The following is a 22876-nucleotide window of genomic DNA, read 5'->3' as shown; positions in this document are numbered from 1 at the left end:
CTCAGGCCTTCCCGGTGAGGAGCTCGATGAGGGTCAGCACGGTCGCGCCGGTCGGGCCCTTCTCGGTGTAACCGAACGGGCTGCCCTTGTACATGCCCGATCCGGCGATGTCGAGGTGCACCCAGGGGATGCGCGGGGCATCGGGCTCCTCGCCGAGGCGGCCCACGAACCGCTGCAGGAAGAGTCCCGCGAAGAGGGAGCCACCGGCCGGGTCGCCGATCTTGGCGTTGACGAGGTCGGCGATGGGGGAGTCCAGCTCCTCCTCCATATAGGCCGGAAGCGGCAGGGGCCAGGCCGGCTCACCGGCCCGCTCCGCCGCTGCGAGGTACTCCGCGACCGCCGCGTCATCGCCCATCACGCCGGTGTGCCGGTTGCCGAGCGCAACCGTGATGGCCCCCGTCAGGGTGGCGACGTCGACGATGAGGTCGGGCTGCTCCATGCTCGCTGCCACGAGTCCGTCGGCGAGCACGAGGCGCCCCTCGGCATCCGTGTTGAGCACCTCGACCGTGGACCCGTCCCGCATGCGGAGGACGTCGCCCGGCCGCGTGGCGCGTCCCGAGGGCATGTTCTCGGCCACGCACAGCCAGGCGGTCACCCGGACCGGCGCGTCGAGGCGTGCCGCGGCGACCAGCACGGCGAGAGCCGTGGCAGCCCCGCACATGTCGTACTTCATGCCGACCATCGATGCCGGCGGCTTGAGCGACAGCCCACCGGTGTCGAACGTGATGCCCTTGCCGACGAGCGCGACGTGCCGCGTCGCCGTCTCGGGTGCGTAATCCAGCCGGATGAGACGGGGCGGGCGGTCCGATCCCTGACCGACACCGAGGATGCCGCCGAAGCCCTCCTCGCGCAGTGCGTGCTCGTCCAGCACCTGGATCTCCACCGGGAGGTCTGCGACGGACTCACGGGCATGCTGGGCGAAGTCCTCCGGGCCGAGCCACTCGGCGGGGATCGATCCGAGGTCGCGCACGAGCGCCGCGGCATCGGCGGCGACGGTCGCGGCGCGCAGGTCCGCGTCCGAACCGTCGGCATGGACGACGACCGTCGTGGCGCGCTTCTTCGCGCCGGAAGCCTTGTACCCCTCGAAGCGGTAGCCCCCGAGTCCTGCGCCCTCAGCGATCGCGCGTGCCTGATGGTCCTGGCCCGGCGCGGCGACCGCGACGGTGTCGAATCCGACGAGCGAGCGCACACCGGATCCGACGGCGTAACGCACGGCCGCGGCGTCGGGGTCGGCACCCGTGCCGACGACGGCGACCGGGAGCGATCCGAATCCCGGCAGCAGCACGCGCTGGAAGGTCCCGGGAGAGCCGGTGAACCCGACGGCCTCGAGGGCGGGGCGGACGCCGGACCACTGATCCTCCTCGAAGAGCGGATCGGTGAGGGGCGGCAGCGCCAGCAGGATCGCTTCCGCGGTCGTGTCGGTGAGAGGAGCCGTGCTGAAGAGAAGTCCGGGATGCGGCATGTCCCCATCCTACGGACGCCGCCCGATGCGGAGACGGGGAGGCGTACGCCTCGTAGCATGGGGGTATGTCCTGGAACCCGTCCCTGTTCGCGCACGCGGGCGATGCCCCGCCCGTGCCGACCGGATTGCCGCTCGTGGTGATGCTCACCGGCTTCACCGATGCGGGATCGGCGGTCTCCCAGGCGATCACCTACCTGCGGGACGAACTCGCGCCGTCGGTGATCCGCAGGTACGAGAACGACGTCCTGCTCGACTACCGCGCGCGCCGTCCGCTGATCACGTTCGAGCACGACCATCTGACCGGCTACCACCCGCCGAGACTCGAACTGTCCCTGGCGCACGACGCGATCGGCCAGCCCTTCCTCCTCCTCACCGGCTACGAGCCGGACTTCGCCTGGGAGGCGTTCGCGACCTCTGTCGTGGAAGCGGCCGCGGAGTTCGCGGTCGCCACCGTCACCTGGGTACACGCGATCGGCATGCCGGTCCCGCACACGCGCCCGCTGGGCGCCACGGTCTCCGGCACGAGGGCGGAGCTCGCCGAAGCGCACTCCATCTGGAAGCCGCAGACACAGGTCCCCGCGACGGCCGGGCACCTGATCGAGTACCGGTTCGCCGAATCGGGGGTGGCGGTCGCGGGGTTCGTGCTCCTGGTGCCGCATTACCTGGGGGACACCGAATACCCGGCATCCGCCATCGCGGCGCTCGACAGCGTGACCGCGGCGACCGGCCTCGTCTTCGCCGTGGAGGACCTGAGGGCCGACAACGAGGAGTTTCTCGGCAAGGTCGACCAGCAGATCGAGGCGAGCGAGGAGCTCACCGCGATGCTGCGCAATCTCGAGGAGCGGTACGACGCCTACATGGCCGGTGCCACGCAGGCCTCCCCGTTGCTGCACGAGGCCGACTTGCCGAGCGCCGACGAGATCGCCGCGGAGCTGGAGCGCTTCCTGGCGAGCGGGCCCCACGACGAGGATCCGCGCGGGCCTTCTCTCGGCTGAGCCGCGGAATACCCGACCCGTGCCGATGGTTGTGCTGCGATACGGGCGTGGCGTCGATGCGCCGCCCGCGGTATGAGACAATAGAGGACCGACCCGTTGTCATTCGGGGACGTCTCGGCGTCCTCCAGACTTGACAAGGGTCTTACTAGTGTCCGAGAACGACCGTGGAGACGATCTGCGGCGAAAGGCGAACCGTGACTCCAGGCACGAAGACCGACACCCGCTCGCGGACCGCAGGCTCCTCGACGGACGCCGCCGACGAGGTGGTCTCCGAAGAGACCGCCGCGGTCGCGAAGGCGCCCGCCAAGGCGAAGAAGGCCCCGGCCAAGAAGGCTCCGGCGAAGAAGGCCCCCGCGAAGAAGTCCGCCAAAAAGGCCGATGACGAAGAGGAGTTCGACGACGAGGTCGAGCTCGACGACGTCGTCGCGGACGACGCCGATGACGCCCCCGCAGTCGCCACCAAGGCCGCGGACGCCGACGACGACACCGAGGAAGAGGCCAAGAAGCCCGTGGTGGAGTCACTCCCCACCGGCGCGATCGTCATCTCCTCGAACGACGAGGACGAGGTCCCCGTCTACTCCAGCCAGATCACCGGCGCGACGGCAGACCCGGTCAAGGACTACCTCAAGCAGATCGGCAAGGTGCCGCTGCTGAACGCGGCCGAAGAGGTCGAGCTCGCGATGCGCATCGAGGCGGGTCTGTTCGCCGAAGAGAAGCTCTCGAAGATGTCCGCCGCGGAGAAGTCCACGCAGCTCGGTCTCGACCTGCAGTGGGTGGCGCGCGACGGGCAGCGGGCCAAGAGCCACCTGCTGGGTGCGAACCTCCGCCTCGTGGTCTCCCTCGCCAAGCGCTACACCGGCCGCGGGATGCAGTTCCTGGACCTGATCCAGGAGGGCAACCTCGGTCTGATCCGCGCGGTCGAGAAGTTCGACTACACCAAGGGCTTCAAGTTCTCGACGTACGCCACCTGGTGGATCCGTCAGGCGATCACGCGTGCGATGGCCGACCAGGCGCGCACCATCCGCATCCCCGTGCACATGGTCGAGGTCATCAACAAGCTCGCCCGGGTGCAGCGCCAGATGCTTCAGGATCTGGGCCGCGAGCCCACGCCGGAAGAGCTGAGCCGCGAACTCGACATGACGCCCGAAAAGGTCATCGAGGTGCAGAAGTACGGCCGCGAGCCGATCTCGCTGCACACCCCGCTCGGGGAGGACGGCGACAGCGAGTTCGGTGACCTGATCGAGGACACCGAGGCCGTGGTGCCGGCCGACGCAGTGGGATTCACGATGCTGCAGCGTCAGCTGGAGTCGCTCCTCGACTCGCTCAGCGAGCGCGAGGCCGGCGTCATCCGCATGCGCTTCGGTCTCGGCGACGGCCAGCCCAAGACGCTCGACCAGATCGGCGACACGTTCGGGGTGACGCGCGAGCGCATCCGTCAGATCGAGTCGAAGACGATGGCGAAGCTCCGTCACCCGAGCCGCTCGCAGTCGCTGCGCGACTACCTGGAGTGATCGAGGGGTGACGGGAAGCAGCATCCGTTACGTGCCGGCGATCCTCGCCGGCAAGCTCGCCCGGTTCGCCACGCGCCTGCGCGGTGGTGGATCGGCGTTCCCCGGTCACCTCGCGAACCGGATGGCGCCCAGTCTGCTGAGCACGCTGGGCGGTCAGTTCCCGTACGGTGTCGTGTTCGTGCTCGGGTCGAACGGCAAGACCACCACGACGCACATGACCAGCGAGATCCTGCGCGCCCACGGGCTGCGGGTCTTCACGAACCCCACCGGGGCCAACCTGCCCCAGGGGGTCACCAGTGCGCTCCTGGCCGATGCCACCCTGACCGGCAAGGTACGGGCCGATGTGGCGGTCCTGGAGGTCGACGAGGGGTTCGCCGCCGAGCTGGCGGACATCCTGTCGCCGCGCGTGATCGTGGCGCTGAACGTCCAGGTCGACCAGCTCTACCGGTTCTACGAGACCGAACGCGTGGCCGACATGATGCTCGACGCCGCCCGGCGCGCCGACGTGCGCGTCGTGATCAACCGTGACGACCCGTACCTGAGCAAGATCGACGAGTCCGGCCTGCGCGCCCCGGTGTCCTTCTTCGGGGCGTCCCCGGACGTCGTCGCCGCCTCCGCGCACGGTCTCGTGAACGCCACGGACACCCGCAGCGGCGAGGCCGGGGCGATGTCCCGTCCCGCCGAGAGCGAGGTCGTGGCTGTGGACGGCCGTCACGTCTCCCTCTCGCTCGAGGGCGAGGTCTTCCCCATCGTGCTGCCTGCCCGCGGCCTGCACTACGCGGTCGACGCCGCCGCGGCCGTCAGCGTCGCGCGCCACATCCTCGGAGACCGGTTCCGTTCCGCGGCCGCCGCCGACGGGTTCTCCCGGATGGCGCCCGCCTACGGACGTGGTGAGCTCGTGCCGCTGCGCCGCGAGGGCTCCGAGCAGGTCGAGTTCGTCATGTTCAAGAACGGGCCGAGCCTGCAACTGAACGTCGACGCGCTCGACGGCCCTCCCGAGCGCCTGCTGATGGCCATCGACGAGGGCACGCCGGACGTCTCCTGGCTGTACGACGTGGACCTCAGCGGTCTCGACCACGTCGATGTCGTCGCGGGGGAGAAGGCGCACCAGATCGCCACCCGCCTCGCGTACGCCGGAATCCCGATCGGCACCGTCGAACCGGACATGGAGAAGGCCGTCGCGCTGATGCGGAAGTTCCCGCCGACCACGAGCGGCCACCAGATCTGGTTCGTCAACTACGAGCTCATGATGATCGGACGTCGCCTGCTCGGCCACGGCGATCAGGAGGTGGCACGCCGATGACCACGATCACGATCGTGCAGCTGTACCCCGACCTCCTCGGCATCACGGGGGACCGCGGCAACGTCGAGGTCCTCTCCGCACGTGCCGGGTACGCCGGGCACCACGCCGATGTCGTGATGGTCGGGATCGGCCAGGACGCTCCCGCATCCGCGGACGTGATCGTGATCGGCAACGGTCCGCTGTCCGCCCTCCGCACCGTGCGGGAAGACCTGTCCGCCCGCCGCGAGTGGCTCGCCGCCCAGATCGCCGCGGGCGCCGCGGTGCTGGCCGTCGGCGGGGGAGCGGAACTGCTGAGCGAGGGCATCGACCTGCTCGACGGCACCTCCGTGGCCGGTCTCGGGCTCGTTCCCGCCAGGGTCGCGCGCACCCGTCAGCGCCGCGTGGGCTATGTCGTCGCGGAGACGCCGGACGGGCGCCTCGTCGGCTTCGAGGACCACGCATCGGAGTGGTCCCTGTCCGCCGGTGCGGACCCGGGCGTGCGCTACGGGCGGGTCGTCGCCGGCAACGGCGGGTTCGCGGACGGCTACGAGACTCTCCACCAGGACGGTGTGTACGCCACCAACGTGCAGGGGCCCGTGCTGCCGCTCAATCCGCAGCTGGCCGACGCCCTCCTCGAGCGCGCGCTGAAGCGCCACGGCGCGGACTACCGCCCGGGCGCCGAAGCCGCAGCCGTGGATGTGCACGCCGCCGCCGCGCGCGCGGAGATCCAGCGGCTCGCCACCGGCAAGCGGTTCACCGCCATCCAGCTCTGATCACGACCGTGCACCCCGCCGCCGCACCTCGCGTCCGCATCTCGCTCGCGGCGATCGTGGCGAACATCCGCGCGGTGACCGGCGGCGAGGACGGCGTCGCGGACCTGCGCCGGGACGCACGCGGCCATGGCTTCGGCCCCGTCGCGGAGGCGGTCCTGGCCGCCACCGGGCTCGATGTCCTCGCCGACCCCGCCGATGTCGCGCGGTCCGGGACGGCGTCCCCGCGCGTGCGGACGGAAGGCAGCGCGACGGCGGCGGCATCGGCGGTGTTCGGGCTCGAGGAGGACACCGCTCCGGCGATGACCCTCATGGGCACCGTGCTGGCCGTGAAGGACCTGCGGGCTGGGGAAGGGGTCTCGTACGGCTACCTCCATCGCGCCGCCGCTGACACGCGTGTGGCCCTCGTGACGGGCGGTTACGCACAGGGGATCCCGCGCGTACTCGGGAGCCGCACCCATGTCGCGATCTCCGGCCGCCGCCATCCCGTCATCGGCCGCGTGGCCATGGACGTCTGCGTCGTGGACATCGCCGACGCCCCCGTCGACCGGGGCGCGGAGGTCGTCTACTTCGGGGACCCGGCCGGCCGCGCGCCGAGCGTTCGGGACTGGGGCCGGGAGAGCGGGCTGCGACCGCTCGAGATCGTCACCGGGGTGGGACTGCACACGAGACGGGAGTACTCCTCATGACCGCAGTGCTCACCGTGGACCTCGCGGCGTTCCAGCGGAACCTGGATGTCGTACGCGAGCGCGTCGCCCCGGCCGAGCTCATGCTCGTCGTGAAGGACGACGCCTACGCGCATGGACTGGAGCCCATCGTGACCCATGCGGCCCGGCACGGCGTGCGCTGGTTCGGCGCGTTCGACGTCGCGACCGGTCTCCGCGTGCGGGCCACCGCCGGACCCGACGCCGGGATCTTCGTCTGGATGGTCTTCGGCGTGGAGGAGGCCCGCCGTGCGATCGACGCAGCGCTCGACCTCGGCGTCGGCGACGCGGACACCCTCGAGGAGATCGCCCTCGCCGCGGAAGCCGCGGGGCGGACGGCTCGGCTGCACCTGAAGATCGACACCGGGCTGCACCGCAACGGCGTCCGGCCGGAGCAGTGGCCGGCGTTCGTCGAACGTGCGGCCGAGCTCGCCGCGGCCGGTGTGGTCGAGATCATCGGCGTGTGGAGCCACATCGCCGAGGCCTCGGATGCCGAGGACGATGCGGCCCGTGCCCGCTACGAGGCGGCACTGCGGGTGGTGGAGGCCCGGGGGCGGCAGCGCACGCTGCGGCATCTGGCGGCGAGCGCCGCGTCGTTCGACCGCGCCGGATTCCGGTACGACATGGTGCGGGTGGGGGCGTTCTGCTACGGGATCCGGTCGGCGGGGGGACCGGGCGAGGACGTCCTCGGCGTGCAGCCGATCGCGACCCTGGACGCTCCCGTGCTGGCCCTCGGTGATGAGGGCGTCCGCATCGGGATCGGCTCTGCCGATGGACTGCCGTCCGTGCTGGGCGGACGGATGAGCGTGGGGACACCGGACGGACCGCGTCGGATGCTGCGGATCGACGAGATGGACTGCCTGGTCGAGCCCTGGCCGGGCGCGGCGGTGGGACAGCGGGTACGGATCATGGGGCAAGGAACATCCTCGCCGACCGACCTCGCCGAGGCGATGGGGTCGATCGGCGAGGAGATCGCCGTGCGCGTATCGCCGCTCGTGGAGCGACGCTACCGCTGAGACTCGTTCAGACCGTCTCCATGAGGCGGGCCGTCTCGTCGTGCCACGAGGTCGCGATGGAGCGCAGCTTCTCCTCGTACTTGCGTCCGTGGTGGGCGCAGAAGAGAAGCTCGCTGCCGTTGACCTCGGCGGCGATGTAGGCCTGGGCACCGCAGGAATCGCAGCGGTCGGCTGCGGTGAGACGGTGCTCGATGACGGCGGCCTGATCGGTGGGCGTCGACATGGTGTTCATCGCGGACCTCCTCGGTGCGTCGTACGGATGAGTCATGACATACAACCACGCGTACCCGAGGACAATGCCCGCCGGACGGGATGTTTCGCTCAGCGCGTACGCGGACCCCCGGGGCCCGTGTCTGTGCAGGGTACTGTCGGGACCCGCGGATACCCTTGGAGCTTGTGACCGCTGAGTATTCCGCCCATCATCTTCAGGTTCTCGAGGGGCTCGAGGCGGTCCGGAAGCGCCCGGGCATGTACATCGGCTCGACGGACTCCCGCGGGCTCATGCACTGCCTGTGGGAGATCATCGACAACTCGGTCGACGAGGCGCTCGGCGGCCACGGATCGCGTATCGACATCATCCTGTACCCGGACGGCAGCGTCGAGGTCCGCGACCGCGCCCGCGGCATCCCCGTGGACGTGGAGCCGCGCACCGGTCTCTCCGGCGTCGAGGTCGTCTTCACGAAGCTCCACGCCGGCGGGAAGTTCGGCGGCGGGTCCTACGCCGCCTCGGGCGGACTCCACGGTGTCGGCGCGTCGGTCGTCAACGCCCTCTCCGAGCGACTCGACGTCGAGGTCGACCGCGGGGGCAAGACCTGGGCGATGTCGTTCCGGCACGGCGAGCCGGGCGTCTTCGCCGACAAGGGCCAGCCCCGCAGCGACGCACCGTTCAGCGCCTTCGAGAAGAAGAGCGAGCTGCGGGTCGTCGGGAAGGCGGCCAAGGGCGTCACGGGCACCCGCATCCGGTACTGGGCGGACCGGCAGATCTTCACCAAGGACGCCGCGTTCAACCTGGAGGAGCTCGAGCAGCGCGCCCGCCAGACGGCCTTCCTCGTTCCGGGTCTGGAGATCGTCATCCGCGACGAGCGGACGGACGAGCCGCGCGAGTCGGTCTACGCCTTCGCCGGCGGCATCTCCGAGTTCGCCGAGTTCCTGGCCCCGGACACCGCCATCACGGACACCTGGCGACTGACCGGGACCGGCACCTTCACCGAGACCGTCCCCGTCCTGCAGCCGAACGGGGCGATGATCCCGACCGACGTGTCGCGCGAGTGCGTCGTCGACGTCGCGCTGCGGTGGGGGATCGGCTACGAGACCACGATCCGCTCCTTCGTGAACATCATCGCCACCCCTAAGGGCGGCACCCATCAGACCGGTTTCGAGCAGGGCTTGATGAAGGTGCTGCGCGCTCAGGTGGATCAGAACTCCCGGCGGCTGAAGGTCGGCAACGACAAGATCGAGAAGGACGACATCCTCGCCGGTCTCACCGCCGTGCTGACCGTGCGCCTGCCCGAGCCGCAGTTCGAGGGACAGACGAAGGAGATCCTCGGCACTCCCGCCGTCCGCCAGATCGTGACCTCCGTGATCACCAAGGAGCTGGGGGCGAAGTTCTCTTCGGCCAAGCGCGACGACAAGGCGCAGACCGCCCTTCTGCTGGACAAGGTCGTCTCGGAGATGAAGGCGCGCATATCGGCGCGCACGCACAAGGAGACCCAGCGCCGCAAGAACGCGCTGGAGTCCTCCTCGCTGCCCGCCAAGCTCGCCGACTGCCGCACGAACGACGTCGCGCAGTCCGAGCTGTTCATCGTCGAAGGGGACTCCGCCCTCGGCACGGCCAAGCACGCCCGCAACAGCGAGTACCAGGCGCTGCTCCCGATCCGCGGCAAGATCCTCAACGTGCAGAAGGCGTCGGTGAGCGACATGCTCTCCAACGCCGAGTGCGCGGCGATCATCCAGGTCATCGGCGCGGGCTCCGGGCGCTCCTTCGACCTGGAAGCGGCCCGCTACGGCAAGATCATCCTGATGAGCGACGCGGATGTCGACGGCGCCCACATCCGGACGCTGCTGCTGACGCTCTTCTTCCGCTACATGCGCCCGCTCATCGAAGCCGGCAAGGTCTACGCCGCCGTGCCGCCGCTGCACCGCGTCGTGGTGATCAATCCCGGGTCGAAGCCCAATGAGACGATCTACACGTACTCGGAGGCGGAGCTGCACACCCTGCTGGCGAAGCTGACCAAGGCGGGGAAGCGCTGGCAGGAGCCGGTGCAGCGGTACAAGGGCCTGGGCGAGATGGACGCGGATCAGCTCGCGACGACGACCATGGACCGTGCCGGGCGCACCCTCCGCCGGGTGCGTGTCGAGGACGCGGATACGGCGAGCTCGGTCTTCGAGCTGCTCATGGGCAGTGACGTCGCTCCCCGTCGCGAGTTCATCGTGGACTCCAGCGACCGCCTGGGACGCGAGCGCATCGACGCCTGAACCCCGACGACCGGGCCCGGCCGCCGTGAGGCGGTCACCGGGCCTGCGGTCGGGTCAGCGGACGGCGGTGCCGAGCGCCGTCACGACGCCCTCGAGCGGCTGACCGGACGCGTCCCGCTTGGCGCCCGGCTCCGGGAGACGGCGCACGGCGCCGTCCGCGCCCACGGCGCGGGGCTCCGTGCCGATCCAGGCCAGGGTGAGCGTGTCCTCGCCCTTCAGGAAGCGCTGCGCACGCACCCCGCCCGTCGCGCGGCCCTTGGCCGGGAACTCGCTGAACGGTGACACCTTCGCACTGCCCGGGTCGGTTCCCGCGATCGCCCCGCGCGAGCCGGCCACCGTCACCACGACGGCGTCGAACACGCTGGGCCCGACGACGGTGAAGGTGATGACCTCGGCGCCCTCGCTGAGGCGCATGCCCGCCATCCCGCCGGCGGCACGTCCCTGCGGCCGGACCGAAGCGGCATCGAAGCGCAGCAGCTGCGCGTCGCTCGTGACGAAGACGAGTTCGGCGCCGTCCGTCGCCGGCGCAGCCCCGACGACCCGGTCGCCGTCGCGCAGGCCGATGATCTCGACGTCGTGCTTCGTGCCGAGCTCGCCCGCGGAGACCCGCTTGACCACTCCGTGCGCCGTCCCCAGGGCGATGGGCGGGTTGTCGGTGAGGGGTACGAGCGCGACGACGTGCTCGTTCTTGTCCAGTCCCAGGTACTGGTCGGCCCGGGTACCCGCCGCCGCCTGCACCGAGTTGCCGGGCACCGAGGGCAGGTCGACGGGGGAGAAGCGGACGAGTCTGCCGAGGCTCGTGACCGCGCCGAGATCCCCGCGGGTGGTCGTGTCGACGGCGGAACGGATGGCATCGTGCTTGCTGCGGCGGGCCGGCGGGACGATCCCGCCGTTCGGGGCGTCCGGGGTGAGCTCGGCGCGCACCATCCGGCCGGTGGCGGAGAGGAACACCCGGCACGGGGCGTCCGCGATCTGCAGATCCGCCGCGGCGGCCGCGGAGCGGGATCGGGGAGCGACCGGTCCTCCGTTGAGCAGCAGCGTGCGGCGCGGCGTGCCGTAGGTCTCCGCCGCGGCGTCGAGCTCGCGCGCCACCTGAGCACGCAGCCGGACCTCGCTGCTGAGCAGCTCCTCCAGCTCGGCGATCTGCGCCTTCAGCTGGTCGCGCTCGGTCTCCAGGTCCAGGCGGGAGAACTTCGTCAGGCGGCGCAGACGCAGCTCGAGGATGTACTCCGCCTGCAACTGGGAGAGGTCGAAGACGTCCATGAGGCGCGCCCGCGCCTGCTCGCCGTCGTCCGAGGCGCGGATGACCTGGATGACCTCGTCGATGTCGACGATCGCGATGAGCAGGCCCTCGACCAGGTGCAGCCGCTCCTGCTTGCGGGCGAGCCGGAATCGGCTGCGCCGGGTGACGACCTGGATGCGGTGGTCCAGGTAGACGCGCAGCAGTTCCTTCAGGCCGAGGGTCTGCGGCTGCCCGTTGACGAGGGCGACGTTGTTGATGCCGAAGGAGTCCTCGAGGGGAGTCAACCGGTAGAGCTGCTCCAGGACGGCGCTCGGGTCGAAGCCGGTCTTGATCCCGATGACCAGGCGCAGACCGTGGAGGCGGTCGGTGTAGTCCGACACGTCGGAGATTCCGGTCAGCTTCTTCGCGCCGACGGCGTCCTTGATCTTCTCGATGACCCGTTCCGGACCCACCATGTACGGCAGTTCCGTGACGACCAGACCCATCCGCCGCGGTCCGAGCGACTCGATGGAGACTTTGGCGCGTGTGCGGAAGCTTCCCCGTCCGGTGGCGTAGGCGTCCTTGACGCCGTCGAGACCGACGATGATCCCGCCGCCGGGAAGATCGGGCCCCGGGACGAACTCCATCAGCTCCTCGAGCGTGGCTTCCGGGTTGTCGAGGAGATGGATGGCGGCGGCGACGACCTCGATGAGGTTGTGCGGGGCCATGTTGGTGGCCATCCCCACCGCGATCCCGGTCGTGCCGTTGACGAGCAGGCTCGGGAAGGCGGCCGGCAGCACCTCGGGCTGCTGGAACTGGCCGTCGTAGTTGGGGATGAAATCGACGACGTCCTCGTCGAGGTTCTCGGTGAGGGCGAGGGCTGCGGGGGCGAGCCGGGCCTCGGTGTACCGGGCCGCCGCGGGACCGTCGTCGAGCGAGCCGAAGTTGCCGTGCCCGTCGACGAGCGGAACCCGCAGCGCGAAGTCCTGAGCCAGACGCACCAGGGCGTCGTAGATGGCGGAGTCGCCGTGCGGGTGGAGCTTTCCCATCACCTCGCCCACCACGCGGGCGCTCTTGACGTGGCCGCGATCGGGCCGTAGCCCCATCTCCGCCATCTGGAAGAGGATGCGCCGCTGGACGGGCTTCAGACCGTCCCGCGCGTCCGGGAGGGCGCGCGAGTAGATCACCGAGTAGGCGTACTCGAGGAAGGATCCCTGCATCTCGGTGGACACATCGATGTCCTCGATGCGGCCCTCGTCGGCGGGCAGGGACTGGGCGCGGGTGGGCGGCATGACGTTCAGACCTCGGATAGCGAAAGGGCCGTGCGCGGGTGTGCGAGACTGGCCCCGATGACCCTCAGCCTACCGGCGGACCCTTCGCACGCCCTGCGCCTCACCGGCGTGGTCCCGGAGTTGCTCTCTGCGATCGAGGGCGGAGCATCCCGGTTCCGGCCCGTCCAGAGCGCGATCCTGTTCGTCGTGGACGGCCTCGGCGCCCATGCCCTCGGTGCGAACGCGGGGTACGCCCGCTTCCTCGCGAGCCGCCTGACGAAGAAGAGCGTGGCGACCACGGTCTTCCCCAGCACGACGGCCGCGGCGTTGACGAGCCTGCTCACCGGCACCGACGTCGGGGAGCACGGCATCGTCGGCTACCGGGCGCGCGAGCCCGAGACGGACCGGGCCCTCAACCAGCTGACCGACTGGGGTCCGGGCCTGCTCGACCCGCTCACCTGGCAGCGGTCGGCGTCGCTGCTCACCGCAGACCGCGGATACGTCGTGTCCCGGCCCGAGTACGCCGGGACGGGATTCACCGCCGCGACCATGCGGGACGCCGGTTTCCACGGTGAACGCGACCTGGACGCACGGGTGGATGCGGCGGCCCACTGGGCCCGCTCCCACCCGGGATCCCTGGTCTACCTCTACGCGCCGGAACTCGACGGTGCCGGGCACAAGCACGGGATGGCCTCCGACACGTGGCTCGCCACCCTGGAATCCATCGACGCCGCCGCCCGACGGTTGCACGCCGCGGCGGGGCCGGACGTCGGCATCGCCCTCACCGCGGATCACGGCATGATCGACGTCCCTCGCGAGCGGCACGTCCTGCTCGCCGAAGGCGACCCCCGCCTCGACGGCGTGCGCACGATCGCGGGAGAGCCCCGGATGCTGCACCTCTACGCGGAGCCGGGCATGACGGACCGGGTCCGGTCGGCGTGGGCCGCCGAGGAGCCCCGATCCTGGGTCATGACGCGGGACGAGGCGATCGCAGCGGGACTGTTCGGTGCGCGGGTGTCACCGGAGGTGCGTGATCGGATCGGCGACGTGCTCGTCGCCGCTCGCGCGCGGATCGCCTACTACGACGATCGACTCGCCGACTCCGCCGGCCAGAAGATGGTGGGCCAGCACGGTTCCCTCACCGCCGACGAGCGGACGGTGCCGCTGCTGCGACTCGGGGCCTTCGCGGACTGATCAGTTCTCGTCGCTGCGCGCGCCGAACACGATCTCGTCCCAGGACGGCATCGAGGTCCGTCCCTTGCGACGGGACGAGTCCGCCGAGGGCTCCGCGCGTTCCGCGGGTGCCGGAGGCTGCGGGTCCTCTGCGGCGGTGTCCGCGTGCCCGGGATCGAGCGCGTCGAACAGAACGACCGGGGCCGGTCCGCGCTGGTCGCGCTCGGGTGCCTGCGGCGCGGGCGCCGCGGTGCGCTGACCGCGTCGGCGGCGCAGGGCCTCCAGGAGATCCGCCGTCTCGGCGGAGGGCTGCGGCGCGTCGGGCGCACGTTTGATCGCCGCATCCTGCACCGCGGGGCTCGAAGCGAGGGCGGGTACGACCGGAACGTCGACGGAATCGTGACGCGGGCCGAACGCTCCGCTGTCGAATCGCGTGTCGTCCTTGATGCCGCCGGGCGAGTCGAGTGCGCGAAGACGGGGGATGAGGCCCTCGGGAAGAGATCCCTGGCGGGAGAGCTGGGTGGCGTCGGCGTTCAACGGCGAGAGCGAACTGCGGCGCGGGTCGAAGCTCCATCGGGCGTCGCGTTCGACGTCGCCGGCTGCGAAGGACAGCTTCACGACCCAGCCGGTCGCTTCCTTCCAGCTGGTCCAGCGCTCGGCGGTCGCTCCGGCCTCGGAGAGCTTCGCCCGGACGGCCTCCCCGAAGGTGGTGGACGCGTCGTCGCCGAAATCGGCGGCGAGCAGGACCGGGACGGACAGGGCCTGCCCGACGATGAACTCGCGTTCGGCGAGCACGGGCGGTTCGAACCGCACGACGTCCTCGAGGGTCGTGCCGAGCACCTCGGCCACCTCGCGCGCCGAGAGTCCTGCCCTGATCTGGGCCTGGATCTCACGCGGACTGGGCTTGGGGCCGCGGCCCGGTTCCTCGCGTTCCTTGCGTGCGCGGCGCAATTCAGCCCGCAGCACGTCGTCGACGACGAGGGAGTATCGCTGTCCGGATTCGGATGCGACGACGAGCACGCCGTCTTCGGTGCCGATCACTCTGAGCTGTTCCATGGGTCACACGCCTCCCATCTGCCGTGTGGGCCCATGGTGTCACAGGGGAGCGTCGCGGCCGGGAATATCCGGCGCGTGGCGCGAGTTTCCCCGGCAGCAGGTTGCACGACCCGTCCTCGCATGCATTTGCCAAATGGACGGCGGTCATGCAAACTATGGCCGCCCGCCGCCATGGCTGGCGCTCCAAAACCCGATCAAGAGACACGGAAGCATGGCTACGGATTACGACGCCCCCCGCAAGACCGAGGACGACAGCGAGTCCATCGAGGCGCTCAAGGAGCGTGTTCCGGACAAGATGTCCGGCTCGGTCGACGTCGAGGACGCCGACAACCCGTCGGGCTTCGAACTCCCCGGCGCGGACCTGTCGGACATCGACCTCGATGTCGTCGTCCTGCCGCCGCAGGAAGACGAGTTCACCTGTGTCAGCTGCTTCCTCGTGAAGCACCGGTCCCAGGTGGACCACGAAGAGTCGGCAGGATTCATCTGCCAGGAGTGCGCGGCGTAGTCCGCGCACGCCGCAGCGCAGCTGCGAGACGATCCGGCGTACGACTGGAGACAACCCAGGTCGGCGTCGGATCGTTCGCGTCTGCGACGGGTATCACGACCACGCCGTCGATGCCGCCCCGAAGCAGCGTCCACGAGCGACGATCCAGCCCCGGGCCGCGGGCCGCGCGGGCTTCCTCCCCGGTCAGGGCCACGGCATCCCCGAGCAGATCCACGTCGATGTGGGCGCGGCCGGCGCGCAGGACCCCGTCCTGGATGGTCACGGATGGCGAGAACGCCACCAGCAGGAGGATGAGCACGGCGGAGAACGCGACTCCCGCGACCAGCGCGAGGGTCCGGTCCACCGGAGTGAGGACGAGCGCGATCATGGGAGCGCCGACGGCCGCGGCCACGAGCAGCCACAGTGAAGGGCTGAGTCGCTCGCGATAGCGGGGCGATGAGGAACGGATGTCTGTGTGCATGTTCTGCATTACCCTCGTTGGGTGACCGAAAGCGTGGATGTCCCCATTATCGCGTCGGTCGTCCCGACCTACGCCCACCCCGGCGATGCCGGTGCCGATCTCGTCGCGACGGAAGCCGTCCGACTGGCGCCGGGCGAGCGCGCCCTGATCGGCACCGGGGTGCGCATCGCGCTGCCCGAGGGGTACGTGGCCTTCGTCGTCCCGCGCAGCGGTCTGGCGGCCAAGCACGGCATCACGGTCCTGAACGCGCCCGGCACGGTGGATGCCGGATACCGCGGCGAGATCAAGGTCACGCTGCTGAACACCGACCGGACCGAGCCGTACGAGGTGGCGGTCGGCGACCGCATCGCCCAGCTGATCATCATGAACGTCCCGCCGGTGCGCTTCGTCCCCGTCGACGAGCTCGCGGACAGCGTCCGCGGAGCGGGCGGATTCGGATCGACCGGATACGACACCCAGAGGAGTGCCCGATGACAGACGCATCGATGGAACCGCTCGCAAAGAGCGCACCGGCCGATCGCGCGGAGGCGGGACCCTTCGACGAATCGGAGGTCAACCCGGTCCGTCCCTACATCGATCTGGGGGCGATCAAGGTACTGCCCCGCGAGGGGCTGAATCTGCGCCTCGAGGTGGAGGAGCAGACGAAGCGGATCGTCGCGGTGGGCCTCGACTACGCCGACTCGACGCTGCAGGTGCAGCCGTTCGCCGCTCCCCGCTCCAGCGGACTCTGGGAAGAGACCCGCGAGCAGATCCGCCAGCAGGTGAAGCAGCAGGGTGGCCGTGTCGAAGAGCGTGAAGGCCCGCTCGGACCGGAGCTGCTCGCCGAGGTCCCCGTCGCAGCGGGCGGCGAGGGCGGTTCCGCAGGCAAGCGGCTCGCTCGTTTCGTCGGCGTCGACGGGCCGCGATGGTTCCTGCGCGGCGTGATCGGCGGCGCCGCGACCGGCGACGTCGAGGCCGCCGCCCAGGTCGAGGACCTCTTCCGCTCGCTCGTGGTCGTGCGGGGCTCGTCGCCGATGCCGCCGCGCGACCTCATCCCGCTGAAGATGCCGGCCACGCCGGGCAGCGCGTGAGCGATCCGCTGACGCCGCCGGAACCGCGCGCCTCCGAACTGATCGGGCAGGCGCTGGGATCCGCGGCGCGCCGTGCCGGACTCGACCCGGCCACGGACGCCTCCACCGGAGACGTCGTCTGGCGGGCGATGGGCGGCTGGCGGGGCATCGTCGAATCGGTGCTGCCCGGTCTCGTCTTCGTGCTCGTCTACACGCTCACCTACGACGCCCGCTCGGGTGTGGGGGACCTGGGGTGGTCGCTCGGCCTGTCCGTCGGCATCGCCGCGGTCTTCACGATCGTGCGCCTGCTCGGCCGCAGTGCGCCGACGGCGGCGCTCGGCGGCCTGATCGCCGCCGCGGCCGCGGCGGGTCTCGCGCTGCTGACCGGACGCGGCGAGGACAACTTCGTCCTGGGCTTCATCACCAACGGCGCATACGGCACGGCGTTCCTCGTCTCGGCTCTCATCGGGTGGCCGCTGATCGGGCTGGCCGCGGGCTGGCTCACCGGCGATGCCACGGGGTGGCGGCGTGACCGCCGCAAGCGCCGCGTGTTCTTCTGGCTGTCGATCGCGTGGGCGGGACTGTTCGCCGCGCGTCTGGTCGTGCAGCTCCCGTTCTACTTCGCCGGCGACGTGACGGCGCTGGGTACCCTCAAGATCGCGATGGGGCTGCCGCTGTTCGCGCCGCTCGTGGCGGTGACGTGGCTGGCCTGCAGGGCGCTGTACGCGCGCCGCGCCGAGGTCGGCACGGACAGCGACCAGACCGCCGCCGAGTGATACATTTATCTCGACATCAAGATAAATATCGGGCTCTCCCAGTAAGGCATGCCTTGCTAGCTCCCCGCCGCGGACGCGGGGAGGATGGGTTCCTGGGACTCGTCATCACGCCCGTTAACGCCGACGAAGGAGACACACGTGTCTACGGTTGACAGCTTCGGTGCCAAGAGCACCCTGACGGTCGGCAGCACCGACTACGAGATCTTCCGCATCGACACGGTCGACGGGTACGAGAAGCTCCCGTTCAGCCTGAAGGTGCTCCTCGAGAACCTGCTTCGCACCGAGGATGGTGCGAACGTCACCAAGGAGCAGATCCAGGCGCTCGGTTCGTGGAACCCGGATGCGGAGCCCGACACCGAGATCCAGTTCACGCCCGCACGCGTGGTGATGCAGGACTTCACGGGTGTGCCGTGCATCGTCGACCTCGCCACCATGCGCGAGGCGGTGACCGCCCTCGGCGGCGACCCGAACCGGATCAACCCGCTCTCGCCGGCCGAGATGGTCATCGACCACTCCGTCATCGCCGACCTGTTCGGCACCGCGAACGCGCTCGAGCGCAACGTCGAGATCGAGTACGAGCGCAACGGGGAGCGCTACCAGTTCCTCCGCTGGGGTCAGACCGCATTCGACGACTTCAAGGTCGTCCCGCCCGGGACCGGCATCGTGCACCAGGTCAACATCGAGCACCTGGCCAAGGTCGTCTACGACCGCCAGGTCGACGGCGTGCTGCGTGCGTACCCCGACACCTGCGTCGGCACCGACTCGCACACCACGATGGTCAACGGGCTCGGCGTGCTGGGCTGGGGCGTCGGCGGCATCGAGGCCGAGGCCGCCATGCTCGGCCAGCCGGTCTCCATGCTCATCCCGCGCGTCGTGGGCTTCAAGCTCACCGGCGAGATCCCGGCCGGCGTCACCGCGACCGACGTCGTGCTGACGATCACCGACATGCTGCGCAAGCACGGCGTCGTCGGCAAGTTCGTGGAGTTCTACGGCGCCGGCGTCGCGTCGGTGCCGCTGGCCAACCGCGCCACCATCGGCAACATGAGCCCGGAGTTCGGGTCCACCGCGGCGATCTTCCCGATCGACGACGTGACGCTGGACTACCTGCGCCTCACCGGTCGTGACGAGCAGACCGTCGCCCTCGTCGAGGCGTACGCCAAGGAGCAGACGCTTTGGCACAACGCCGAGGTCGAGCCCGTCTTCAGCGAGTACATCGAACTCGACCTGTCGACGGTCGTGCCCTCCATCGCAGGCCCCAAGCGTCCCCAGGACCGCATCCTGCTCTCGGAGGCGAAGGAGCAGTTCCAGAAGGACATCCTGAACTACGCCAACGTCACCGTCGAGGACGCGGTGGAGGTCGAGGGGACGTTCCCGGCGTCCGACCCGGGCAACGCGCCCGGCGTCGAGCACGAGACCGTGTCCGAGGACGGCGTCTCGCACCAGCACGAGGACCAGCACGCCGAGTCGGCGCTGCTGTTCAGCGGGTCCACGCATCCGGCGTCCAGCCCGGTCGAGGTCACCCCGCCCGAGGGGTCTCCGTACCTGCTCGACAACGGCGCCGTCACCCTCGCCGCCATCACGTCCTGCACGAACACGTCCAACCCGTCCGTCATGATCGCGGCCGGCCTGCTCGCCCGCAAGGCGCGGGAGAAGGGCCTCAAGCAGAAGCCGTGGGTGAAGACCACGCTCGGCCCCGGCTCGAAGGTCGTCACCGATTACTACGAGAAGTCGGGTCTCGACAAGGACCTCGAAGGCCTCGGCTTCTACACCGTGGGCTACGGATGCACGATCTGCATCGGCAACTCCGGTCCGCTGATCGACGAGGTGTCGCAGGCCGTCAACGACAACGACCTCGCCGTCACCGCGGTGCTCTCCGGTAACCGCAACTTCGAGGGCCGCATCAGCCCCGACGTCAAGATGAACTACCTCGCGTCCCCGCCGCTGGTGGTGGCCTACGCCCTCGCCGGGTCGATGAACTTCGACTTCGAGACCGACCCGCTCGGGAAGGATGCGGACGGCAACGACGTCTTCCTGAAGGACATCTGGCCGGCCACCGACGAGGTGCAGGAGATCATCGACTCCTCGATCTCGCGCGAGCAGTTCATCAAGCAGTACGCCACGGTGTTCGACGGCGACGAGCGCTGGCAGACCCTGCCGACGCCCACCGGCCCGATCTTCGAATGGGACGAGGACTCCACCTACGTCCGCAAGGCGCCCTACTTCGACGGCATGAAGACCGAGCTCACCCCGGTCACCGACATCCGCGGCGCCCGCGTGATGGCGGCCCTCGGTGACTCGGTCACCACCGACCACATCAGCCCGGCCGGCAACATCAAGGCAGGCACGCCCGCTGCTCAGTACCTGACCGAGCACGGGGTCGCGCAGAAGGACTTCAACTCCTACGGTTCCCGCCGTGGCAACCACGAGGTCATGATCCGCGGCACCTTCGCCAACATCCGCCTGAAGAACGAGCTGGTGGCGGCGGTCAACGACGGCAAGGTCGTCGAGGGCGGCTACACCCGGGACTTCACCCAGCCCGGGGGTCCGCAGTCGTTCATCTTCGACGCCTGCATGAACTACCAGGCTCAGGAGACCCCGCTCGTCGTCTTCGGCGGCAAGGAGTACGGCTCGGGTTCGTCGCGTGACTGGGCCGCCAAGGGCACCAGCCTCCTCGGTGTGAAGGCCGTCATCACCGAGAGCTTCGAGCGCATCCACCGCTCGAACCTCATCGGCATGGGCGTCGTTCCGCTGCAGTTCCCGGCCGGCGAGAGCTGGAAGTCGCTGGGTCTCGACGGCACCGAGATCATCTCCATCACGGGACTGGAGAAGCTCAACGAGGGCGTCACCCCGAAGGCCGTGCGCGTGACCGCCGAACCGAGCGAGTTCTCTGCGCCCGGCAAGGAGACCGTGGAGTTCGACGCGGTCGTCCGCATCGACACCCCCGGTGAGGCCGACTACTACCGCAACGGCGGCATCCTGCAGTACGTGCTGCGTTCGCTGGTCTGATCCCACCCGAACGCCGACGGCCCCGACGAAACCCGTCGGGGCCGTCGGCGTTCGGGTCTCGTACATGCGGCCGCGAACTAGACTGGACCGACGTTCAGCCGAACGGCTCACGACGCCGAAAGGAGCGGGATGTCCTTGCTCACCTCCATCTCGGGTCCCCGGGATCTGGACGGACTCTCCGTCGACCAGCTCACGGACCTCGCCGAGGAGATCCGCGGCTTCCTCATCGAGAACGTCGCACGCACCGGCGGGCATCTCGGCCCGAACCTGGGCGTGGTGGAACTGACCATCGCCCTGCACCGCGTGTTCGACTCCCCGCGCGACCCGATCGTCTTCGACACCGGACACCAGTCCTACGTGCACAAACTGCTCACGGGTCGTCAGGACTTCTCCCAGCTGCGCTCCCGCGGGGGCCTGGCGGGGTACCCGCAGCGATCGGAGAGCGAGCACGACATCGTCGAGTCCTCGCACGCCTCCAGCTCGCTGAGCTGGGCGGACGGTATCTCCCGGGCCTTCGCGCGCACCGGCCGCAGGGACCGGCACGTCGTGGCCCTCGTCGGCGACGGCGCGCTCACCGGCGGGATGACGTGGGAGGCGCTGAACAACATCTCCGACGACAACGACCGGAACCTCGTGATCGTCGTCAACGACAACGGCCGGTCGTACGCGCCGACCATCGGCGGGATGGCGCGCTACCTCAACCGCGTCCGCACCGCCGAGGCCTATCAGACCCTGCACCGCGGATCGAAGAGCGCCTTCGCGAAGCTCGGCCCCGCGGCCCGCGCCGTCTACCGGGGCGTCCGCGGCGGGACGCACGGCTTCCTCTCCCGCTTCACCAACAACGTCGCGCTGTACTCCAACCTGGACATCAAGTACCTCGGGCCGGTGGACGGGCACGATTTCCCCACCCTCCTCGAGACGCTGGAGCTGGCGAAGAACTACGGCGCACCGGTGATCGTGCACGTGATCACCGAGAAGGGTCGCGGGTACCAGCCCGCGATGGACGACGTCGCCGACCAGTTCCACGCCGTGGGCCGCATCGATCCGGTGACGGGGGAGACGCTCGGCGGGCCCTCAGGAACGGCGTGGACCGACGTGTTCGCCCAGGAGCTCGTGCGGATCGGCGACGATCACCCCGAGGTCATCGCGATGACCGCGGCGATGCTGCGGCCGACCGGCCTCCTGCCCTTCGCGGAGAAGCACCCCGATCGCGTGTACGACGTGGGGATCGCCGAGCAGCACGCCGTGGCGTCCGCCGCCGGCCTCGCGTACGGCGGGCTGCATCCGGTCGTGGCGCTCTACGCGACCTTCGTGAACCGTGCCTTCGACCAGGTGCTGATGGATGTGGCGCTCCACCGCGCCGGTGTCACCTTCGTGCTGGATCGTGCCGGGGTGACCGGCCCGGACGGGCCGAGCCACCACGGCATCTGGGATCTCGCGATCCTGCAGATCGTGCCTGGGATCCGTATCGCCGTGCCGCGCGATGAGGCGCGGCTGCGCGAGGAGCTCGGCGAGGCCGTCCGGATCACGGATGCGCCGACCGTGCTGCGCTACCCGAAGGGCTCGGTGAGCCCCGACCTCCCCGCCGTGGAGAGGCTGGCGGACGGTGTCGACGTGCTCGCGCGTCCGTCGTCCGCCGACGTCCTCATCGTCGGCATCGGCCCGATGGCGCACGTGGCGATGGACGTCGCGTCCCGGCTGAGCGCACAGGGCATCGGGGCGACGGTCGTCGACCCCCGCTGGGTCATCCCCGTGCCGGAGTCCCTGGTGGACCTCGCCGCCGAGCATCGGCTCGTGATCACGATCGAGGACGGCATCCGCGTCGGCGGTGTCGGTACCCGCATCCGGCAGGTGCTGCGCGAGGCCGGCGTCGACACGGCGGTGGACGAGCTCGGCGTTCCTGACGAGTTCATCGACCACGCATCCCGGGACCAGATCCTGGCGGATGCGGGGCTGACCGCGTCGAAGATCGCGCAGGACGTGGTGGCCCAGGTGCTGGGCACGCGGATCCCGGTGGCGCGTCCCACTGCCGACAGCCGTGAGCTCTGGATCCCGGAGGCGGCACGCACGCCCGACCTCGACGACTGAGGGACGGAACGAAGAAGGGCGGCCCCGGTTCTCCGGGGCCGCCCTTCTTCTGTCC

Annotated in this window: 19 protein-coding genes; 14 read left to right on the top strand and 5 right to left on the bottom strand. The window is 70.0% G+C overall.

The genetic code is table 11. The annotated features are described in order from the left end of the window. Position 1 precedes the first annotated feature (1 nt). Positions 2–1462, bottom strand: coding sequence for a leucyl aminopeptidase (locus F6J84_RS08270; protein WP_150972912.1), 1461 nt, complete (start codon positions 1460–1462; stop codon positions 2–4). Positions 1463–1527: 65 nt separating this feature from the next. Between F6J84_RS08270 and F6J84_RS08265 the strand changes: the two genes are divergently transcribed. The 6 genes from F6J84_RS08265 to F6J84_RS08240 all read left to right on the top strand — a co-directional run bounded on the left by F6J84_RS08265 (position 1528) and on the right by F6J84_RS08240 (position 7740). Continuing rightward, positions 1528–2457, top strand: coding sequence for a proteasome assembly chaperone family protein (locus F6J84_RS08265; protein WP_150972910.1), 930 nt, complete (start codon positions 1528–1530; stop codon positions 2455–2457). Positions 2458–2651: 194 nt separating this feature from the next. Further along, positions 2652–3968, top strand: coding sequence for an RNA polymerase sigma factor (locus F6J84_RS08260; protein ID WP_150972908.1), 1317 nt, complete (start codon positions 2652–2654; stop codon positions 3966–3968). A 7-nt stretch (positions 3969–3975) separates the two neighbouring features. Further along, the gene (locus F6J84_RS08255) at positions 3976–5271 is read left to right on the top strand and encodes a MurT ligase domain-containing protein (protein ID WP_150972906.1); all 1296 of its coding nucleotides are present in this window, start codon (positions 3976–3978) and stop codon (positions 5269–5271) included. Beyond that, the gene (locus F6J84_RS08250) at positions 5268–6023 is read left to right on the top strand and encodes a glutamine amidotransferase (RefSeq protein ID WP_150972904.1); all 756 of its coding nucleotides are present in this window, start codon (positions 5268–5270) and stop codon (positions 6021–6023) included. The genes F6J84_RS08255 and F6J84_RS08250 overlap by 4 nt, the downstream gene beginning before the upstream one ends. A gap of 8 nt (positions 6024–6031) precedes the next feature. Beyond that, positions 6032–6709: an alanine racemase C-terminal domain-containing protein gene (locus F6J84_RS08245; protein WP_238702418.1), complete on the top strand. Its 678-nt coding sequence runs from the start codon at positions 6032–6034 to the stop codon at positions 6707–6709. Next, positions 6706–7740 (top strand): alanine racemase, encoded by a 1035-nt coding sequence (locus F6J84_RS08240; protein ID WP_150972902.1) that lies wholly within the window; start codon positions 6706–6708, stop codon positions 7738–7740. The genes F6J84_RS08245 and F6J84_RS08240 overlap by 4 nt, the downstream gene beginning before the upstream one ends. 7 nt (positions 7741–7747) lie before the next feature. On the opposite strand, the gene F6J84_RS08235 is transcribed toward F6J84_RS08240, so the two are convergent. Beyond that, entirely contained in the window at positions 7748–7972 is a 225-nt protein-coding gene (locus F6J84_RS08235; protein WP_191621711.1) for a DUF7455 domain-containing protein, read from the bottom strand. A 164-nt stretch (positions 7973–8136) separates the two neighbouring features. Between F6J84_RS08235 and F6J84_RS08230 the strand changes: the two genes are divergently transcribed. Further along, complete coding sequence (locus F6J84_RS08230) at positions 8137–10215, top strand: DNA gyrase/topoisomerase IV subunit B (protein WP_150972900.1); 2079 nt, start codon at positions 8137–8139, stop codon at positions 10213–10215. 54 nt (positions 10216–10269) lie between these two features. Here F6J84_RS08230 and F6J84_RS08225 read toward each other — a convergent pair whose 3' ends face one another. Next, the gene (locus tag F6J84_RS08225) at positions 10270–12729 is read right to left on the bottom strand and encodes a DNA gyrase/topoisomerase IV subunit A (protein WP_150972898.1); all 2460 of its coding nucleotides are present in this window, start codon (positions 12727–12729) and stop codon (positions 10270–10272) included. Positions 12730–12786: 57 nt separating this feature from the next. Here F6J84_RS08225 and F6J84_RS08220 point away from each other — a divergent pair, with 57 nt between their 5' ends. Then, positions 12787–13902 carry an alkaline phosphatase family protein gene (locus F6J84_RS08220; protein ID WP_150972896.1) on the top strand — a complete coding sequence of 372 codons (1116 nt, stop codon included), beginning with the start codon at positions 12787–12789 and terminating at the stop codon, positions 13900–13902. On the opposite strand, the gene sepH is transcribed toward F6J84_RS08220, so the two are convergent. Further along, the gene (sepH, locus tag F6J84_RS08215; RefSeq protein ID WP_150972893.1) at positions 13903–14937 is read right to left on the bottom strand and encodes a septation protein SepH; all 1035 of its coding nucleotides are present in this window, start codon (positions 14935–14937) and stop codon (positions 13903–13905) included. Positions 14938–15148: 211 nt separating this feature from the next. On the opposite strand from sepH, the gene F6J84_RS08210 reads away from it, so the two are divergent. Further along, positions 15149–15442 carry a DUF4193 domain-containing protein gene (locus F6J84_RS08210; protein ID WP_150891549.1) on the top strand — a complete coding sequence of 98 codons (294 nt, stop codon included), beginning with the start codon at positions 15149–15151 and terminating at the stop codon, positions 15440–15442. Here the strand turns inward: F6J84_RS08210 and F6J84_RS08205 are convergent. Further along, positions 15417–15902: a DUF3093 domain-containing protein gene (locus F6J84_RS08205; protein ID WP_338037198.1), complete on the bottom strand. Its 486-nt coding sequence runs from the start codon at positions 15900–15902 to the stop codon at positions 15417–15419. The genes F6J84_RS08210 and F6J84_RS08205 overlap by 26 nt on opposite strands. Before the next feature lie 21 nt (positions 15903–15923). Here F6J84_RS08205 and dut point away from each other — a divergent pair, with 21 nt between their 5' ends. The 5 genes from dut (at position 15924) to dxs (ending at position 22821) form a co-directional block, all read left to right on the top strand. Continuing rightward, positions 15924–16376 carry a dUTP diphosphatase gene (gene dut, locus F6J84_RS08200; protein WP_191621708.1) on the top strand — a complete coding sequence of 151 codons (453 nt, stop codon included), beginning with the start codon at positions 15924–15926 and terminating at the stop codon, positions 16374–16376. Further along, entirely contained in the window at positions 16373–16972 is a 600-nt protein-coding gene (locus F6J84_RS08195) for a DUF3710 domain-containing protein (RefSeq protein WP_191905614.1), read from the top strand. The genes dut and F6J84_RS08195 overlap by 4 nt, the downstream gene beginning before the upstream one ends. Next, positions 16969–17727, top strand: a complete 759-nt coding sequence (locus tag F6J84_RS08190; protein WP_150972889.1) for a DUF3159 domain-containing protein — start codon at positions 16969–16971, stop codon at positions 17725–17727. The genes F6J84_RS08195 and F6J84_RS08190 overlap by 4 nt, the downstream gene beginning before the upstream one ends. A 138-nt stretch (positions 17728–17865) precedes the next feature. Next, complete coding sequence (locus F6J84_RS08185; protein ID WP_150972888.1) at positions 17866–20733, top strand: aconitate hydratase; 2868 nt, start codon at positions 17866–17868, stop codon at positions 20731–20733. Between the two features lie 129 nt (positions 20734–20862). Then, positions 20863–22821 carry a 1-deoxy-D-xylulose-5-phosphate synthase gene (gene dxs / locus F6J84_RS08180; RefSeq protein ID WP_150972886.1) on the top strand — a complete coding sequence of 653 codons (1959 nt, stop codon included), beginning with the start codon at positions 20863–20865 and terminating at the stop codon, positions 22819–22821. Positions 22822–22876: the final 55 nt, after the last annotated feature.

The sequence above is a fragment of the Microbacterium caowuchunii genome, from assembly GCF_008727755.1.
In the GTDB taxonomy this organism is placed as follows: domain Bacteria; phylum Actinomycetota; class Actinomycetes; order Actinomycetales; family Microbacteriaceae; genus Microbacterium; species Microbacterium caowuchunii.
The sequence above is the reverse complement of the archived record's forward strand: the minus strand, read 5'-3'. Positions and strand labels throughout refer to the sequence as shown.

Coding starts and splice junctions, on each gene's coding strand:
- F6J84_RS08270 (WP_150972912.1), bottom strand. CDS start 1,462: ATGCCGCATCCCGGACTTCTCTTCAGCACGGCTCCTCTCACCGACACG.
- F6J84_RS08265 (WP_150972910.1), top strand. CDS start 1,528: ATGTCCTGGAACCCGTCCCTGTTCGCGCACGCGGGCGATGCCCCGCCC.
- F6J84_RS08250 (WP_150972904.1), top strand. CDS start 5,268: ATGACCACGATCACGATCGTGCAGCTGTACCCCGACCTCCTCGGCATC.
- F6J84_RS08240 (WP_150972902.1), top strand. CDS start 6,706: ATGACCGCAGTGCTCACCGTGGACCTCGCGGCGTTCCAGCGGAACCTG.
- F6J84_RS08235 (WP_191621711.1), bottom strand. CDS start 7,972: ATGAACACCATGTCGACGCCCACCGATCAGGCCGCCGTCATCGAGCAC.
- F6J84_RS08225 (WP_150972898.1), bottom strand. CDS start 12,729: ATGCCGCCCACCCGCGCCCAGTCCCTGCCCGCCGACGAGGGCCGCATC.
- F6J84_RS08220 (WP_150972896.1), top strand. CDS start 12,787: ATGACCCTCAGCCTACCGGCGGACCCTTCGCACGCCCTGCGCCTCACC.
- sepH (WP_150972893.1), bottom strand. CDS start 14,937: ATGGAACAGCTCAGAGTGATCGGCACCGAAGACGGCGTGCTCGTCGTC.
- F6J84_RS08210 (WP_150891549.1), top strand. CDS start 15,149: ATGGCTACGGATTACGACGCCCCCCGCAAGACCGAGGACGACAGCGAG.
- F6J84_RS08205 (WP_338037198.1), bottom strand. CDS start 15,902: ATGCACACAGACATCCGTTCCTCATCGCCCCGCTATCGCGAGCGACTC.
- F6J84_RS08195 (WP_191905614.1), top strand. CDS start 16,373: ATGACAGACGCATCGATGGAACCGCTCGCAAAGAGCGCACCGGCCGAT.
- dxs (WP_150972886.1), top strand. CDS start 20,863: ATGTCCTTGCTCACCTCCATCTCGGGTCCCCGGGATCTGGACGGACTC.